The organism is Brevibacterium daeguense, from assembly GCF_021729135.1.
GTDB classification, from domain to species: domain Bacteria; phylum Actinomycetota; class Actinomycetes; order Actinomycetales; family Brevibacteriaceae; genus Brevibacterium; species Brevibacterium daeguense.
In genome coordinates this window covers 118250-132398 of the sequence record NZ_JAJTWW010000003.1, presented here as the reverse complement: position 1 = coordinate 132398, position 14149 = coordinate 118250, and the positions used below count along the sequence as shown (strand labels likewise).

Annotated in this window: 14 protein-coding genes; 6 read left to right on the top strand and 8 right to left on the bottom strand. The window is 68.1% G+C overall.

Going from position 1 to position 14149, the window contains the following annotated elements:
* Nucleotides 1–55 precede the first annotated feature (55 nt).
* Entirely contained in the window at nucleotides 56–964 is a 909-nt protein-coding gene (gene ypfJ / locus LXN01_RS04230) for a KPN_02809 family neutral zinc metallopeptidase (RefSeq protein ID WP_236863322.1), read from the top strand.
* Between the two features lie 114 nt (nucleotides 965–1078).
* Here ypfJ and LXN01_RS04225 read toward each other — a convergent pair whose 3' ends face one another.
* Genes LXN01_RS04225 through LXN01_RS04190 form a run of 8 tightly spaced genes read right to left on the bottom strand, consistent with a single transcriptional unit; the run spans nucleotide 1079 to nucleotide 7595 of the window.
* On the bottom strand, nucleotides 1079–1414 hold the full coding sequence (locus tag LXN01_RS04225) for a metal-sulfur cluster assembly factor (RefSeq protein ID WP_236863321.1): 336 nt from the start codon (nucleotides 1412–1414) through the stop codon (nucleotides 1079–1081).
* Nucleotides 1411–1890 (bottom strand): Fe-S cluster assembly sulfur transfer protein SufU, encoded by a 480-nt coding sequence (gene sufU, locus LXN01_RS04220; RefSeq protein ID WP_236863320.1) that lies wholly within the window; start codon nucleotides 1888–1890, stop codon nucleotides 1411–1413. The genes LXN01_RS04225 and sufU overlap by 4 nt, the downstream gene beginning before the upstream one ends.
* Nucleotides 1887–3158 carry a cysteine desulfurase gene (locus tag LXN01_RS04215; RefSeq protein WP_236863319.1) on the bottom strand — a complete coding sequence of 424 codons (1272 nt, stop codon included), beginning with the start codon at nucleotides 3156–3158 and terminating at the stop codon, nucleotides 1887–1889. The genes sufU and LXN01_RS04215 overlap by 4 nt, the downstream gene beginning before the upstream one ends.
* Entirely contained in the window at nucleotides 3158–3916 is a 759-nt protein-coding gene (sufC, locus tag LXN01_RS04210) for a Fe-S cluster assembly ATPase SufC (RefSeq protein WP_236863318.1), read from the bottom strand. Before sufC ends, LXN01_RS04215 begins: the two co-directional genes overlap by 1 nt.
* 8 nt (nucleotides 3917–3924) lie before the next feature.
* Nucleotides 3925–4245, bottom strand: coding sequence for a non-heme iron oxygenase ferredoxin subunit (locus tag LXN01_RS04205; protein ID WP_236863449.1), 321 nt, complete (start codon nucleotides 4243–4245; stop codon nucleotides 3925–3927).
* Nucleotides 4246–4247: 2 nt separating this feature from the next.
* Nucleotides 4248–5393 (bottom strand): Fe-S cluster assembly protein SufD, encoded by a 1146-nt coding sequence (sufD, locus tag LXN01_RS04200; RefSeq protein WP_236863317.1) that lies wholly within the window; start codon nucleotides 5391–5393, stop codon nucleotides 4248–4250.
* A 31-nt stretch (nucleotides 5394–5424) separates the two neighbouring features.
* Nucleotides 5425–6861, bottom strand: a complete 1437-nt coding sequence (gene sufB / locus LXN01_RS04195; RefSeq protein WP_336885226.1) for a Fe-S cluster assembly protein SufB — start codon at nucleotides 6859–6861, stop codon at nucleotides 5425–5427.
* Complete coding sequence (locus tag LXN01_RS04190; protein WP_236863316.1) at nucleotides 6858–7595, bottom strand: helix-turn-helix transcriptional regulator; 738 nt, start codon at nucleotides 7593–7595, stop codon at nucleotides 6858–6860. The genes sufB and LXN01_RS04190 overlap by 4 nt, the downstream gene beginning before the upstream one ends.
* Nucleotides 7596–7757: 162 nt before the next feature.
* Here LXN01_RS04190 and LXN01_RS04185 point away from each other — a divergent pair, with 162 nt between their 5' ends.
* The 5 genes from LXN01_RS04185 to LXN01_RS04165 are packed head-to-tail and all read left to right on the top strand — an operon-like array spanning nucleotide 7758 to nucleotide 14108.
* Nucleotides 7758–8675: an ABC transporter ATP-binding protein gene (locus LXN01_RS04185; protein WP_236863447.1), complete on the top strand. Its 918-nt coding sequence runs from the start codon at nucleotides 7758–7760 to the stop codon at nucleotides 8673–8675.
* Nucleotides 8672–9511 (top strand): ABC-2 transporter permease, encoded by an 840-nt coding sequence (locus LXN01_RS04180; RefSeq protein ID WP_236863315.1) that lies wholly within the window; start codon nucleotides 8672–8674, stop codon nucleotides 9509–9511. Before LXN01_RS04185 ends, LXN01_RS04180 begins: the two co-directional genes overlap by 4 nt.
* 13 nt (nucleotides 9512–9524) lie before the next feature.
* On the top strand, nucleotides 9525–10463 hold the full coding sequence (locus LXN01_RS04175) for a COX15/CtaA family protein (protein ID WP_236863314.1): 939 nt from the start codon (nucleotides 9525–9527) through the stop codon (nucleotides 10461–10463).
* Entirely contained in the window at nucleotides 10460–12205 is a 1746-nt protein-coding gene (locus LXN01_RS04170; protein ID WP_236863313.1) for an ABC transporter ATP-binding protein, read from the top strand. Before LXN01_RS04175 ends, LXN01_RS04170 begins: the two co-directional genes overlap by 4 nt.
* Nucleotides 12195–14108 carry an ABC transporter ATP-binding protein gene (locus LXN01_RS04165; RefSeq protein ID WP_236863312.1) on the top strand — a complete coding sequence of 638 codons (1914 nt, stop codon included), beginning with the start codon at nucleotides 12195–12197 and terminating at the stop codon, nucleotides 14106–14108. The genes LXN01_RS04170 and LXN01_RS04165 overlap by 11 nt, the downstream gene beginning before the upstream one ends.
* The last annotated feature ends 41 nt before the right edge of the window (nucleotides 14109–14149 follow it).

Genomic DNA, 14149 nt, shown 5'->3' with positions numbered 1-14149 from the left:
GATGAGAGGGAGCTGTCCGCGTTATCGGACGCCCGGACCACCCTATGCTATTCCCATGACATTCAACCCGGGTTCCAACCTCGATGCCTCCCAGGTCACCAAGCGGGCCGGGGGCGGCGGAACCGGCGGTCCGGGCCTCAAGATCGGGGGCGGTCTGGGGGGCCTGGCGGTCATGGTGCTGCTGGCGCTCTTCTTCGGCCCCGAGGTGCTGAGCGGGCAGCCGAGCTTCAGCGAGTACGGCCAGGTCGACCAGCGCACCGAGGGGCAGGACCTGGCGAGCAAGTGCAGGACCGGCGAGGATGCCAACGCCGACGTCGAATGCCGGGTGGTCGGCACTGTCAACAGCCTCAACCAGTACTGGGAGCAGGGCGCCGGGGAGCTCGGCGTGGGCTACCGCCGACCGGACGCCGTGCTCACGAGCGGTCAATGGCAGACGGCGTGCGGGTTGGGCAACTCGAACATGGGGCCCTTCTACTGCCCGGCGGACGAGACCGCCTATTTCGACGTCGCCTTCTTCGAGCAGCTCCGGCGGCAGTTCGGCGCCGAGCAGGGACCGCTGCCGGAGGAATACGTCGTCGCCCACGAATGGGGGCACCACATCCAGACACTGACCGGGCACATCACCCGCACGCGGGACGGCCAGACCGGCCCGCAGTCGAACGCCGTCCGCCTCGAGCTGCAGGCCGACTGCTACGCCGGCGTGTGGGCCGCCAATGCGGCCGTCGTGCCGGATCCGACCACGGGACAGCCCTACCTGCAGCCGCTGACCACCGAGGACATCTCCGACGCGCTGTCCGCCGCCGAGGCGATCGGCGACGACACGATCATGGAGACCGCCGGGACTCGGGTGATTCCCGAGAACTTCACCCACGGCTCGTCCGAGCAGCGGATGACCTGGTTCCTGCGCGGATACCGAGATGGGCGGCCGACCGCATGCGACACCTTCTCGGTCGCCCGCGTCTGAGAGAGTCGGTGACGCCGCAGACGGCAGCAGCCGGGGCATCGGCCCCGGCTGCTCCCCCCCGAACCGGTCGGATCAGCGGTCGGCGGATGGCGGTTGGCGGTTGGCGGTTGGCGCTCAGATGTTGAAGCCGAGCGCCCGCATCTGCTCGCGGCCGTCCTCGGTGATCTTCTCCGGACCCCATGGCGGCATCCACACCCAGTTGAGACGGTAGGCGGGGACGATGCCCTCCAGGCTCTGCGCCGTCTGGTCCTCGATGACGTCGGTGAGCGGGCAGGCCGCGCTCGTGAGCGTCATCTCGATCACAGCGGTGCCGTCCTCTTCCACGGCCACGCCGTAGACCAGGCCCAGATCGACGATGTTGACCCCCAGCTCGGGGTCGACGACGTCCATCAGAGCCTCCAGCACCTCTTCGGTGCTGGCGTTGCTTGGCTTGTCGATGACTTCGGTCATTGGGAACCTCCTGCGGTCCGAGCTTGCGCGAGCGAATCCTTCAGTGCCATCCATGACAGCAGAGCGCATTTGATGCGGGCTGGGAATTTCGACACTCCCTGGAAGGCCGCTGCATCGCCGAGCAGCTCCTCGTCCGCCTCGACCTTTCCCCGGGAGTGCATGAGCTCGTGGAACGCCTCACGCACCTCTTCGAATTCTGCGGCGTCGAGATCTTCGGCCAGCTCGGACAGCACTGAGGCCGAGGCCATCGAGATCGAGCATCCCTGACCGTCCCAGCGGACGGCGAGCCGGCCCGTGTCCGGGTCGATCTCGACCTCCATCGTGATCTCGTCCCCACAGGTCGGGTTGACCTGGTGCGAGGACCCGAACAGCGGCGACCGCCCCTGGCCCGTGTCCCCGATCAGCGGCTTGTTGCCGTAGCGCTCCTTGGCGTGGTCGAGGATGATCTGCTGGTAGAGCTGTTCCAGATCGCTCATGACACTCCGAAGAACTTCCTGACATCTGCCAGCGCGCCGAGGAACTGGTCACAGTCCTCCTGCGTCGTGTAGACGGCGGCGCTGGCCCGTGTCGTGGCGGCGATGCGGTAACGGCGGTGGAGCGGCTGCGCGCAGTGGTGCCCCACCCGCACGGCGACTCCCTGGGCGTCCAGGTACTGGCCGACGTCGTGCGCGTGCACGCCCTCGACCTCGAACGCCACCGAGGCGATCCGCTCCCCAGCCGCATCCGGGCCGATCCGACGGACCCCGGGCACCCTGTCCACACCGGCGACCAGGTATTCGGCGAGTTCCGCCTCATGGGCCGCGACGTTGTCCATCCCGAGCTCCGTCAGATACCCGACCGCCGAGCCCAGGCCGACGACCTGCGCCACCGGCTGCGTGCCGGCTTCGAAGCGCTGCGGTGCGGGCATGAATTCGACACTGTCCATGTCGACTGTCGTGATCATCGAGCCGCCGGTGAGCACCGGCGGCAGGGCATCGAGCAGCTCGGCCCTGCCGTAGAGCGCACCGATGCCCGTGGGTCCGAGCATCTTGTGTCCGGAGAAGGCCGCGAAGTCGACGTCGAGCGCGTGGAAGTCCACGGGCATGTGCGGCACGGACTGGCAGGCGTCCAGCACGGCCAGCGCACCGACCTGCCGGGCGCGGGCGACCAGTCGCGCCACCGGGTTGATCGTGCCCAGCACGTTCGAGACGTGGGTGAACGCCAGCACCTTGGTGCTCGAGTCGACGATCGATTCAAGACCGTCCAGCTCCAGGCGTCCGTCATCGGCCAGCGGCAGGTAGCGGAACTCGGCGCCGGTCAGCCGGGCGAGCTGCTGCCAGGGGATGAGATTGGCGTGGTGCTCCATCTGGGTGGCGACGATCGAGTCACCGGGCCCGAGGCGGAAGCGCTCGGCCTCGGCACCGCCGAGGCCCGCGGACGCGTTGGCGAGGCCGTAGGCCACGACGTTGAGCGCCTCGGTGGCGTTCTTCGTCCACACGATCTCGTTCGTGGCGGCGCCGACGAAGCGCGCGGTGTCGGCACGCCCCGCTTCGTAGGCGTCGGTCGCCGCCACCGCGAGGCTGTGGGCCCCGCGGTGGACAGCTGAGTTCCGGGCACTGTAGAAGTCGACCTCGGCGTCGATGACGCACTGCGGCTTCTGCGAGGTGGCCCCGGAATCCAGGTAGGCCAGGCGATGTCCGTTGACTTCCTGCCCCAGGATCGGGAAGTCGTTGCGGATCCGCGAGACCTCGGCGTCGGTCAGCATCAGGCGTCCACGACCTGGAATCGGTCGTAGCCCTCGTTCTCCAGGCGCTCGGCCAGCTCGGCGCCGCCCTCTTCGGCCACGCGGCCGTTGATGATCACGTGGACGTAGTCGGGCTTGATGTAGCGGAGGATCCGGGTGTAGTGGGTGATGAGCAGAATTCCGACGTCCGACTGCGACTTCACCCGGTTCACGCCCTCCGACACGATGCGCAGGGCGTCGACGTCGAGGCCGGAGTCGGTCTCGTCGAGGATGGCGAAGCGGGGCTTGAGCAGCTCCATCTGGAGGATCTCGTGGCGCTTCTTCTCGCCGCCGGAGAAGCCCTCATTGACGTTGCGCGAGGCGAACTCGGGGTCCACGCGCAGGTCCTTCATGGCCTGCGAGAGCTCCTTGGTCCAGGTCCGCAGCTTGGGAGCCTCGCCGTCGATGGCGGTCTTGGCGGTGCGCAGGAAGTTCGTCACGGTCACACCCGGGACCTCGACCGGGTACTGCATGGCCAGGAACAGCCCGGCCTTGGCGCGCTCGTCGACGCTCATCCCCAGCAGGTCCTCGCCGTCGATGGAGGCGGAGCCCGAGGTGATGGTGTAGGTGGGGTGCCCGGCCAATGCGTAGGCCAGGGTCGACTTGCCGGAACCGTTGGGTCCCATCACGGCGTGGGTCTCGTTGGAGTTGATGTCGAGGTTGATGCCGCGGAGGATCTCCTTGGCTCCGGTGTCGGTCTCGACGCTGACGTGCAGGTCACGGATGGAAAGAATGGACATGGGATTCCTCACTGTTCAGGACTGGTGGTGGTGTCGACGAAGATGGAGCCGTCACGCTCTTCGCAGACGAAGACGTCGACCGGTTCGAAGGCCGGCGGAGTCAGCGGCTGGCCGCTGGTGAGATCGAAGGCCGAGCCGTGCAGCCAGCATTCGATCGAGCAGCCGGAGACCTCGCCCTCCGCGAGGGAGACTTCGCCGTGCGTGCACAGATCGTCGATGGCGTGGACCGTGCCGTCCTCGGTGCGGGCGATGCACACCTCGCGCTTGTCGAGCACGACGCGGATCGCCTCGCCGGGTGCGACGGCGGTCGAGGAGCAGGCCTCGAGCATGCTCACATCATGCTCCGCGACAGCTCTTCCTCGATCTTCGTGTTGAGGACTTCCTCGATCTCGGGCACCCGGATCTGCTGGATGACCTCGTTGAAGAATCCGCGGACGACCAGACGTCGGGCCTCGACCTCGGGGATTCCGCGGCTCATCAGGTAGAAGAGGTGCTCCTCGTCGAAGCGGCCGGTCGAGGAGGCGTGACCCGCGCCCTCGATGTCGCCGGTCTCGATCTCCAGGTTCGGCACGGAGTCGGCGCGGGCGCCTTCCGTCAGCACCAGGTTCCGGTTGAGCTCATAGGTGTTGATGCCGATCGCCTCGGGGCGGATGAGCACGTCACCGATCCACACGCTGCGTGCGTCGGTGCCCTGCAGGGCGCCCTTGTACATCACGTCGGAGATCGCGTGCGGGGTGTTGTGGTCGACGTAGGTGCGGTGCTCGAGGTGCTGGCCGGCGTCGGCGAAGTAGAGGCCGAGCATGATGGCCTCGCCACCGGGCCCGGCGTACCGGACGTTCGAGTTCAGACGCACGATGTCCCCGCCGAGGGAGATGGCAATGTGCTTGTACTGCGCATCCCTGCCGACGACCGCGTCGTGCTGGCCGACGTGCTGGGAGCCGTCCTCCCACATCTGCAGCGTGACGAAGGTCAGCTGCGCGCCGTCGCCGACGATCACGGAGACGAGCTCGGAGAGCCTGCCGAGCCCCTCGTGCTCGACGACGATCGTCGCGCGGGCGTTCGCGCCCACGGTGACGAGGATGTGGCTGTGCACCATCGAGTCGGTGCCGTCGGCATGGATGACGATCGCGTCGTCGATCTCGGTTTCGGCAGGCACGCTGTAGTGGAGTACACCCGGGGCGTTCGCCGCAGCGATCGCCGCCAGCCGGTCCTCGGGCTCGGGGATCCCCAGCTGCTGGGCGGCGGCAAGGTCGATCGTCTCGAAGGTCACGGCCTCCGGGAGTCTCTGCTCGAGGGCGAGGGTGCCATCGGCTCTCCGGTCCTCGAACAGCTCGGCGAGCTGCCGGACGGGAGTGAACCGCCACTCCTCCTCGCGGCCGTTGACCTCGGGGAAGTCGGCGGTGGCGAAGCTGCGGGTGCGCTCGCTCCGCGAGGAGACGGGCACCTGGACGTCGGCGCTGGGCAATGTGTCTGTCATGTAGAAGTCTCTCCTAATCCGCGGGTGGGCCTCAGCCCACCGCGCCTTCCATCTGCAGCTCGATGAGGCGGTTGAGCTCGAGTGCGTATTCCATCGGCAGCTCGCGCGAGATCGGCTCGATGAAGCCGCGCACGATCATCGCCATCGCCTCGCTCTCGTCGAGCCCGCGACTCATGAGGTAGAACAGCTGGTCGGCGCTCACCTTCGACACCGTCGCCTCGTGGCCCAGCGCCACATCGTCCTCACGGATGTCGATGTAGGGGTAGGTGTCCGAGCGCGAGACGTTGTCGACCAGCAGCGCGTCGCACAGCACGGTGTTCGACGAGCCCTTGGCGCCGGGATGGACGTGCACGAGGCCGCGGTATCCGGCGCGGCCGCCGCCGCGGGCCACCGACTTCGACACGATCGACGAGTGGGTGTTCGGGGCGGCGTGGACCATCTTCGCACCGGTGTCCTGGTGCTGGCCGGCGCCGGCGAAGGCCACCGACAGGGTCTCACCCCGGGCGTGCTCGCCGGTCATCCAGATCGCCGGGTACTTCATGGTGACCTTGGAGCCGATGTTGCCGTCGACCCACTCCATGGTGGCGCCCGATTCGGCGATCGCCCGCTTGGTCACCAGGTTGTAGACGTTGTTCGACCAGTTCTGGATGGTCGTGTAGCGGACGCGGGCGTCCTTCTTGGCGATGATCTCCACGACGGCGGAGTGCAGCGAGTCCGACTTGTAGATCGGGGCGGTGCAGCCTTCCACGTAGTGCACATAGGAACCCTCGTCGGCGATGATCAGCGTGCGCTCGAACTGGCCCATGTTCTCGGTGTTGATGCGGAAGTAGGCCTGGAGCGGGATCTCGACGTGCACGCCCTTGGGGACGTAGACGAACGAGCCGCCGGACCAGACCGCGGTGTTGAGCGCGGAGAACTTGTTGTCGCCTGCCGGGATGACCGTTCCGAAGTACTCCTCGAAGATCTCCGGGTGCTCGCGCAGCGCGGTGTCGGTGTCGAGGAAGATGACGCCCTGGCGCTCCAGCTCCTCATTGATCTTGTGGTAGACGACCTCGGACTCGTACTGAGCGGCCACGCCTGCCACCAGGCGCTGCTTCTCGGCCTCCGGGATGCCGAGGCGGTCGTAGGTGTTCTTGATGTCCTCCGGGAGGTCCTCCCACGACTGGACCTGTCCCTCGGTGGAGCGGACGAAGTACTTGATGTCGTCGAAGTCGATCCCCGTGAGGTCGGCGCCCCAGTTCGGCATCGGCTTCTTCTCGAACAGCTTCAGTGCCTTGAGCCGGCGCTGCAACATCCACTCGGGCTCTTCCTTCAGCGCGGAGATGTTCCGCACCACGTCCTCGCTCAGCCCGCGCACGGCGCCGGCACCGGCGTCGTTCTCGTCGTGCCAGCCGTAGGCGTACTGTCCGATGTCCTTGAGCTCCGGGTTGGCCTCAATGATCGGATTGGTCTCGGCGATATCTGTCACCTTGAGCCTCCTTGGTTGCGGTCTGTCTGGTCGATCAACGGGCGGTTGAGGACCGAGGTCGGAATGTGCGTCGTGCACACGTGGTCGTCGTTGGCAAGCGTCGACAGGCGGCGCACATCGACGCCGAGGTAGTCGGCGAACATGTCGAGCTCGGCCTCGCAGAACTCGGGGTATTCGCGGGCCACCCGCTGAATGGGGCAGTGGCCCTGGCACAGCTGAATGGCCTCCAGCGGAGTCCCGACCGCCACCGGCGATGCCGAGGCGGCGAACCCTTCGGACGACAGCGCACCGGCGAGATCACGGGCTCTGCCGGCGACAGTCGGCGCCCGGCGGTCGATTCGCGCCTGCAGCCGTGCACGCAGGTCCGAGACATACTCGGAGGCGAAGTCCGCGACCGCATCGCGGCCGGCCCGGCGCTCGACGAAGCCGATGGCCTCCACGGCCAGGTCGTCATAGGTGTGGCTGATCGCCGAATGGCCCTCCGGTGTCACCACGTACTGCCGTGCCGGACGGCCGCGCCCGGCACGGACTCCCGCCAGAGTGCGGACCTCGATGAGGCCCTCCTCCTCCAGTGCGTCGAGATGGCGGCGGATCGCAGCCGCGGTCAGCTTCATCTCCTTGGCCACGCCGGAGGCGCTCACCGGTCCGAGGTCGAGGACGGCGGCCAGCACCTTCTGCCGGGTTCGGACCTCTTCGCGTCCTGCAGTCTGTCCGACTGCCTGTCTGACTGACACGAACTCTCCTCCCCACACATGTGCTCCCGACCTTATACAAGACAATTGTGTCCTTATTTATTCCGTTGTAAAGAAAGGCCAGGCTAAGCCAGTTCTCTCCCACGAGTGCACCCGGCTAGAATGGTCGATCGTGATGAGGGGCGGTCGAGGGCTGTGAAGCAGATGCAGGCGCCGCCGTTGGAGATCTCCGAGCTCGGCTACTCCTACGGCAGGCACGAGGCGATCCGTGATGTCAGCCTCTCCGCTCGGCCCGGAACCGTCCACGCCGTCCTCGGCCCCAACGGGGCCGGGAAGTCCACGACGATCGCGTGCGCGGTCGGGCTGCTGCGACCCGATCGCGGCACCGTCAGGATCTTCGGCGCCGACCCGGTGAGTGATCACACCTGCACGGCGGGTGTGACCGGGGTGATGCTCCAGGACGGCGGCCTGCCCATGGCCTCACGGCCCCTCCAGGCCCTCGAGCACCTCGCAAGGATGTACCGCGACCCGCTGCCGGTCGGCGAGATCGCCGAGCGCCTCGGGATCACCGGCTTCTCCCGGCGCACCATCCGGCGGCTCTCCGGCGGACAGCGCCAGCGCGTCGGACTGGCGGCCGCACTGATCGGACGGCCCCGCCTGGTGTTCCTCGACGAGCCGACTGCCGGACTGGACCCGCAGGCATCCCTCGTCGTCCGTGAGGTGATCGGGGAGCTGCGCGCTGACGGCGTCGCAGTGGTGCTCACGACCCACGACATCGACGACGCCCAGCAGCTGGCCGACCACGTCACCATCATCGATCACGGCGTGGTCATCGCCGCCGGCACACCGGCCGGGCTGATGGACGCCGAGGAGGGCTCCCAGACGCTGTGCCTGCGGTCCTGCCGCACCCCCTCGCCGGAGCTGCTGCGCCGCCTCGCGCGGTTCGGCGCGGTCTCGATCAGCGGCGAGGAGACGACCATCATCGGCAACTTCGGTCCGCGCGAGCTGGCGGCTGTCACCGCCGCGCTCGCCGAGCACGACGCCTCGGTCCTCGAGTTCGCCCTCCACGGACGGACTCTCAATGACGTATTCCTCGACCTCACCGGGAGGGAGCTGCGATGACCCACCGGGAGGACGCCGCGATGACGCAGCGGGGGGAAGCGGCGGGCGCGCCTGCCGTCCGGTCGCACGCGGCGCCGGCCGTCCGGTCGCAGGCGGCGCCGGCAGTCCGGCGCGTGCTCGCGCAGGCCTCATTCGAGGCTCGGGCGATCCTGCGCAACGGCGAGCAGCTGCTGCTCTCACTGATCCTGCCCGTCATCGTGCTGTTCGGTCTGTCTCTGACCGGAGTGCTCGAGGCGATCGGCACACCGGTGGACGCGGACTCGCGCATCGCGGTCGCGACGGCGGGAGTCCTGGGGCTGGCGCTGGCCTCGACCGCCTTCACCGGGCAGGCCATCGCCACCGGCTTCGACCGGCGCTACGGCGTCCTGCGGCAGCTGGCCACCACTCCCCTCGGCACCACCGGTCTGCTCTGGGGCAAGCTCATCGCGGTGGTCGTCGTCGTGGCAGTGCAGTTCGCCGTCATCGGCACCCTCGCAGCACTGCTCGGCTTCGCGGCGCCGGTCGCATTCGGCGCCCTCGCCGCCACGGCGGTGCTCGGCACCGCGGTGATGCTGACGTGGGGGCTGCTCATGGCGGGCACGCTGCGGGCCGAGGCGACCCTGGCCCTGGCGAACCTCGTGTGGGTGCTCATGGCCTCGGTCGGCGGCATCCTGTTCGCCCACGCAGGGCTGTGGGGCGCGATTCTGGCCTGGACGCCGTTCGGGGCGCTCGGCAACGGGATGCGGGCCGCGGTCGTCGCAGGCAGCTGGGACCCCTTCGCCCTGCTGGTGATGGCCGCCTGGACCGTGCTCGGCGTGCTGCTGGCACGCCGGTGGTTCGACTTCGACGGGAAATGAGACAATACCTGCTATGGCTATCGCGACCTCCAAGTCCGCTTCGCGCGGCTCCGACGGCGGACGGCTCCCCACCGGGGTGACCCCGCTGGTCCGGTTGGCCGCCTGGGCGATGCTCATCGCCCAGTCGGCCATCGTGCTCACCGGAGCAGTGGTCCGGCTGACGGGCTCCGGCCTCGGCTGCCCGACCTGGCCGAAGTGCACGGACGAGTCTCTGGTCAACACCCCGGAGATGGGTGTGCACGGCATCATCGAATTCGGCAACCGACTCCTCGGCGTCGGCCTGGGCGTGCTCGGGGTGGCCACGATCATCCTGCTGTGGCGGCTGCGCCGGAGCCGTCCCGATCTGTTCTGGCTCGCCGTGGGACTGACCGCGGTCGTGCCCCTCCAGGCCGTGATCGGTGGCATCTCCGTGCTCACCGAGCTCAACCCGTGGATCGTCGCCGCCCATTTCGTGCCCTCGGCGGTCGCAGTGGGCGTGTCCGCGTACTTCGTCCGGCGCACCTATGACTCGGGCCGCAACCCGCGGGCCGTCAGCTCCTCGGCCCTGCGGGCACTGTCGTGGGTCATCGGCGGTCTGATGGTCGTCGTGGTGGTGCTGGGGGTCCTGACGACCGGCGCCGGTCCCCACGCCGGAGACGAGCTCTCGGCCCGCAACGGCTTCGACACGCTGCTCATCTCGCGCCTCCACGCGATCCCCGTGTGGCTGCTCGTGATCACCACGGTGATCGCCCGCGCGCTCGCCGCCCGCGAACGCCTCCCCCAGCTCGCCCGCGCACTCGACGTGCTGCTCGTCGTCGAGCTCCTGCAGGGAGTCATCGGCTACGTCCAGTACTTCTCCGGCCTGCCGATCGTGCTCGTCGCCCTGCACCTGGTCGGCGCGTGCGCCACCATCGCCGCGGCCACGGTCGTCGTCGATGCCAACTATCAACGCGATCCGCTCCCGCAGGGATGAGACTCCTCACTCTGCTGCGGCGGTACCTGTTCGACTACCGCGGCATGCTGGTCGGAGTGGTCGTCTTCCAGGCGCTGCAGACCTTCGGCATGCTGTTCCTGCCCACGCTCAACGCCCGGATGATCGACGAAGGCGTCGCGGTCGGCGACGTCGACACGGTATGGCGGGTCGGCGGCTGGATGACCCTCGTCGCTGTCGGCCAGCTCCTGTGCAACGCGCTGGCGATCTACTTCGGATCCCGCTGCGCGATGTCGGCCGGCCGCGACCTGCGGCGCGACATCTTCCACCATGTCATCGACATGGGGCAGCAGGAGGTGTCCGCGTTCACCGCCGCAGGACTCATCACCCGCAACACCAACGACATCCGCCAGGTGCAGCAGTTCATCGTGCTCAGCGCCACGATGCTCGTGATGGCACCGCTGATGTCCCTGGGCGGCATCGTCATGGCCCTGTACGAGAGCGTCGAGCTGTCGTGGATCGTGGTCGTCACCGTCGTCGTCCTCGCGATCGCGATGGGCGTCATCGTCGCCCGGATGGTCCCGTCCTTCACTGTCATGCAGGAGCGGATCGATGCGCTCAACTCCGTGACCCGCCAGCAGCTCACCGGCATCCGCGTGATCCGCGCCTTCGTGCGTGAGCACGCCGAATCCCAGCGGTTCGCAACGGCCAACGAGGGAGTGACCGAGGCGAACCTCCGGGTCGGACGCCTGTTCGCCCTGATGTTCCCGCTGGTCATGTTCATCATCCAGGCCGCCTCCGCGGCCGTCATCTGGTTCGCCGCGTTCGAGGTCGAGGCGGGCACTCTGGGGGTGGGCACGATGATGGCCTTCATCCAGTACCTCCTCCAGATCCTGATGGGAGTCATGATCGCCTCCTTCATGGCCATGATGCTCCCGCGCGCCGCGGTCTCCGCCCGACGCATCCTCGAAGTCGTCGATCACCCGATCGCGATCGACGCCTCGGGTTCGACTTCTGCACTCCCCACGCCCGGCACTGTCGAGTTCTCCGATGTCGAGTACCGCTATCCCGGAGCCGAGGCGCCGGTCGTCTCCGGTCTCGACTTCACCGTCCCGGCCGGCACCAGCCTCGCGATCGTGGGCGCGACCGGGTCCGGCAAGTCCACCATCGCCTCGCTGCTCGTGCGCCTGGTCGAAGCGGACACCGGAGCCGTGTGCATCGGCGGCGTCGATGTCCGCGACCTCGCGCCGGAGACCCTGACGAGGACGGTCGGCTTCGTGCCGCAGCAGGCGTTCCTGTTCTCCGGCTCGATCGCCGACAACCTCCGCTTCGCGGCACCCGGAGCCTCCGAGGCCGACATGCGCTGGGCGCTGCAGGTGGCGCAGGCGGACTTCGTGGACGATCTCGCGGACGGTCTCGACCACCAGATCAACCAGGGCGGCACGAACCTCTCCGGCGGCCAGCGCCAGCGGATGGCCATCGCCCGCGCCCTGGTGGGTCGGCCCGAGGTCCTCGTCTTCGACGATTCCTTCTCCGCGCTCGACACCGCGACCGACAAGGCCCTGCGCGCAGCGCTCGCCGAACAGGTCGACGCCACACTCGTCATCATCGCCCAGCGGATAGCCACGGCACAGGACGCCGACCGGATCCTGGTCATCGATCACGGCAGGATCGTCGGACTCGGCTCTCACGAGGAGCTCGCGGGCACCAACGAGGTGTACCGGGAGATCATCGAATCCCAGTCCGGCGCCCATCACGCCGGGGAGGTGACACGTGGCGACTGAGCCGGAGCCGAATGCCAGGGCGAAGGAGTTCCTGCCCACGATGAAGCGCCTGCTGGGGCGGTTCAGACCGGTCCGGCTGGTCATGTCCGCGGCGGTCGTGCTCGTGGCGCTGTCCGTCGGATTCACGCTGATCGGTCCGCTCATCCTGGGACACGCCACCAACCTCGTCTTCGAGGGCTGGGTCTCGAGCCGGATGAGCGCCGGTCAGACCCAGGAGCAGGTGGTCGCCGAACTGCGCGCCGCCGGCGACGACACGATGGCGGACATGGTCGCGGCGATGGTCATCGTTCCGGGCGCAGGCATCGACTTCGCCGCGCTCGGCGCCGTGCTCCTGCTGGCGATCGGGGTCTACATCCTCGCCTCCGGCGTCGAGTGGATCGCCAACCGCATGCTCAACTTCGGCGTGCAGCGGGTGATGTACCGCCTGCGCGAGGACGTCGAACGCAAGATCCACGCGCTGCCGCTTGCCCACTTCGACCGGATGCGGCGCGGGGATGTGCTGTCCCGGCTGACCAACGACCTGGACAATCTCAACCAGGTGCTCAGCGAGTCGATGGGGCAGATCATCCGGAGCGTGCTCACCGTCGTCGGGGTGCTCGCGGTGATGTTCGCCCTGTCGTGGCAGCTGACGCTCGTGACCCTCCTGACGGTGCCGCTGACCGCTGTCGTGATCGGGCTCATCGGCGTACGCTCCCAGCGCGAGTTCACCACCCAGTGGAAGTCGACCGGCGTGCTCAACACCCGGGTCGAGGAATCGATCAGCGGCCACAACCTGATCACCGTCTACGGCCGGGGAGACAGCACCAAGGACGCCTTCGACGCCGAGAACGACGAGGTCTTCCGCTCATCCTTCCGCGCGCAGCTGCTGGCGGGCCTGATGATGCCGGCGATGCAGTTCATCGGCAACCTCGTCTACGTGGGGATCGCGCTGGTCGGTGCGCTGCAGGTCGCGAACGGTCAGCTGCGGCTGGGCACCGTGCAGGCATTCATCCAGTACTCGCGGCAGTTCTCGCAGCCGCTCGCGCAGCTCGGCGGAATGGCCGCACAGCTCCAGTCCGCGGCAGCCTGCGCGGAGCGGGTGTTCGAGCTTCTGGGCTATCCCGAGGAGCCCGTCGAGCACGCGCGGGCGACGCTGCCGGACGAACCGCGCGGAGAGATCGAATTCCGGCACGTGGCGTTCGGCTACTCCCCCGACACCCCGCTCATCACCGATCTCAATCTTCGAGCGGAACCGGGCACGACCACCGCGATCGTCGGGCACACCGGGGCCGGGAAGACCACGCTCGTCAATCTGCTCATGAGGTTCTACGAGATCGATTCCGGGCAGATCCTGTTCGACGGTGTCGACACGTCTCTGCTGACTCGTGAAGACCTCCGCTCCCACATGGGCATGGTCCTGCAGGACACGTGGCTGTTCGGCGGGACCATCGAGGAGAACATCGCCTACGGCAAGCCCGGCGCCACCCGCGACGAAGTGATCGCCGCGGCGGAGACCTGCTATGTGGACCACTTCGTCCGCACCCTCCCCCAGGGTTACGACACCCTGATCGCCAATGACGGAGGGAACCTGTCCCAGGGCGAACGGCAGCTCATCACCATCGCCCGGGCGTTCCTCACACGGCCGACGGTTCTCATCCTCGACGAAGCGACCTCCTCGGTGGACACCCGCACGGAGCTGCTGCTGCAGAGCGCCATGCAGCGGCTGCGGTCCGGGCGCACGAGCTTCGTCATCGCGCACCGCCTGTCGACCATCCGCGACGCCGACACGATATTGGTGATGGACCACGGGGACATCGTCGAGCAGGGAGCCCATGAGGAGCTGCTGGCGCACGGCGGGGTCTACGCAGAGCTGCACGCCGCGCAGCTGGCCGCCGGCGGCTCACTCGACGATGTCGAGGCCTGAGGAGCCCCGCTGAGGGCGTGAGGAGTGCCTCGAACCCTGAG

What these genes read in the sequence shown, in the direction of transcription:
- LXN01_RS04180 (WP_236863315.1), top strand. Translation starts at nt 8,672, where the DNA reads ATGACCCACCGGGAGGACGCCGCGATGACGCAGCGGGGGGAAGCGGCG.
- LXN01_RS04185 (WP_236863447.1), top strand. Translation starts at nt 7,758, where the DNA reads ATGCAGGCGCCGCCGTTGGAGATCTCCGAGCTCGGCTACTCCTACGGC.
- ypfJ (WP_236863322.1), top strand. Translation starts at nt 56, where the DNA reads ATGACATTCAACCCGGGTTCCAACCTCGATGCCTCCCAGGTCACCAAG.
- LXN01_RS04225 (WP_236863321.1), bottom strand. Translation starts at nt 1,414, where the DNA reads ATGACCGAAGTCATCGACAAGCCAAGCAACGCCAGCACCGAAGAGGTG.
- sufU (WP_236863320.1), bottom strand. Translation starts at nt 1,890, where the DNA reads ATGAGCGATCTGGAACAGCTCTACCAGCAGATCATCCTCGACCACGCC.
- sufD (WP_236863317.1), bottom strand. Translation starts at nt 5,393, where the DNA reads ATGACAGACACATTGCCCAGCGCCGACGTCCAGGTGCCCGTCTCCTCG.
- LXN01_RS04175 (WP_236863314.1), top strand. Translation starts at nt 9,525, where the DNA reads ATGGCTATCGCGACCTCCAAGTCCGCTTCGCGCGGCTCCGACGGCGGA.
- sufC (WP_236863318.1), bottom strand. Translation starts at nt 3,916, where the DNA reads ATGTCCATTCTTTCCATCCGTGACCTGCACGTCAGCGTCGAGACCGAC.
- LXN01_RS04170 (WP_236863313.1), top strand. Translation starts at nt 10,460, where the DNA reads ATGAGACTCCTCACTCTGCTGCGGCGGTACCTGTTCGACTACCGCGGC.
- LXN01_RS04205 (WP_236863449.1), bottom strand. Translation starts at nt 4,245, where the DNA reads ATGCTCGAGGCCTGCTCCTCGACCGCCGTCGCACCCGGCGAGGCGATC.
- LXN01_RS04215 (WP_236863319.1), bottom strand. Translation starts at nt 3,158, where the DNA reads ATGCTGACCGACGCCGAGGTCTCGCGGATCCGCAACGACTTCCCGATC.